At 65.7% G+C, this 1550-nt stretch carries 2 protein-coding genes; one reads left to right on the top strand and one right to left on the bottom strand.

The genetic code is table 11. The annotated features are described in order from the left end of the window. Positions 1-390, bottom strand: a 390-nt coding sequence (locus tag ASJ79_RS24025; RefSeq protein WP_369803755.1) for a DUF6542 domain-containing protein, incomplete at its 3' end; no start/stop codon positions are given. 82 nt (positions 391-472) lie between these two features. Between ASJ79_RS24025 and ychF the strand changes: the two genes are divergently transcribed. Further along, complete coding sequence (gene ychF, locus ASJ79_RS24020; RefSeq protein WP_067960877.1) at positions 473-1546, top strand: redox-regulated ATPase YchF; 1074 nt, start codon at positions 473-475, stop codon at positions 1544-1546. Positions 1547-1550: the final 4 nt, after the last annotated feature.

The following is a 1550-nucleotide window of genomic DNA, read 5'->3' as shown; positions in this document are numbered from 1 at the left end:
CGCCGCGGAGGTGAAGAACATCAACGGAAACCGCTCGATCAGCGGGTAGCCGCAATTGATCAGGATGTCCTTGAGGCCGTGGATGTTATCGGTGTTCATCAGGAAGTACGCCGCGGGCACTGTGACGAACAACACCAGCGGCGGCTGGATCACCGCGGTGAACACCCCCGACTGCTGAACGGCGAGCACCGCGATCAGGCACCCCAGCACGTACAGCGTGGCGAAAACGGCGGTCAGTGTGCCGCTGCCGGATCCGGCGTCGAACGCGAACCCGATCAGGGATGCGATCACGGCCGTCAGAATGGCTCCCCACCACGGAATCCCCACGATATTGGGATGCGCAGAACGGTGATCGGAAGCCACCGAAGGCCGCGCGCGCTGATCTGACACAGGTCGACCGTACCGGCTCGGGCAATCGGACGCCGCCAGCGATCAGTGGCGTGGCGATCACACGGCCTAGACTGTGTTCCCCGTGGGCCTGAATCTGGGAATCGTCGGACTGCCGAACGTGGGTAAGTCGACTCTGTTCAACGCGCTGACACGCAACGACGTGCTGGCCGCCAACTACCCGTTCGCGACGATCGAACCGAACGAGGGCGTGGTGGCGCTCCCGGATCCCCGGTTGACCGAGCTGGCCAGGATGTTCGGCTCGGAGAAGATCGTGCCCGCGCCGGTCACCTTCGTCGACATCGCCGGCATCGTGAAGGGCGCCTCCGAGGGCGCCGGCCTGGGCAACAAGTTCCTGGCCAACATCCGCGAAAGTGACGCGATCTGCCAGGTGGTGCGGGTGTTCGCCGACGACGACGTGGTCCACGTCGACGGCCGGGTGGATCCCAAGTCCGACATCGAGGTGATCGAGACCGAGCTGATCCTGGCCGACATGCAGACACTGGAGCGGGCGCTGCCGCGGCTGGAGAAGGAAGCCCGCACGCACAAGGACCGCCGGCCCGTCCACGACGCGGCCGTGGCCGCGAGCGAGGTGCTCGACACCGGCAAGACGCTGTTCTCCGCCGGCGTCGACGTGTCGTTGCTGCGCGAGCTGAACCTGTTGACCTCCAAGCCTTTCCTGTATGTGTTCAACGCCGACGAGTCGGTGCTGACCGACGAGAAGCGGGTGGCCGAGCTGCGCGAACTGGTGGCGCCGGCCGACGCGGTGTTCCTCGACGCCAAGATCGAGGCCGAGCTGCAGGAGCTCGACGAGGAGTCGGCGGCCGAGTTGCTGGAGTCGATCGGTCAGACCGAGCGCGGTCTGGATGCGTTGGCGCGGGCGGGTTTTCACACGCTGAAGCTGCAGACCTACCTGACCGCCGGGCCGAAGGAGGCGCGGGCGTGGACGATCCATCAGGGCGACACCGCACCGAAGGCCGCCGGAGTGATCCACTCGGACTTCGAGAAGGGCTTCATCAAGGCCGAGGTCGTGTCGTTCGACGATCTGATGGAGGCCGGTTCGATGGCCGCGGCCAAGGCCGCGGGCAAGGTCCGGATGGAGGGCAAGGACTACGTGATGGCCGACGGCGACGTGGTCGAGTTCCGGTTCAACGTCTAGTAGT

Origin of the sequence: Mycobacterium sp. NAZ190054 (genome assembly GCF_001545925.1) — a bacterium.
In the GTDB taxonomy this organism is placed as follows: Bacteria; Actinomycetota; Actinomycetes; order Mycobacteriales; family Mycobacteriaceae; genus Mycobacterium.
Note: the sequence above shows the minus strand (reverse complement) of the source record. Positions and strands in the feature narration are given on the sequence as shown.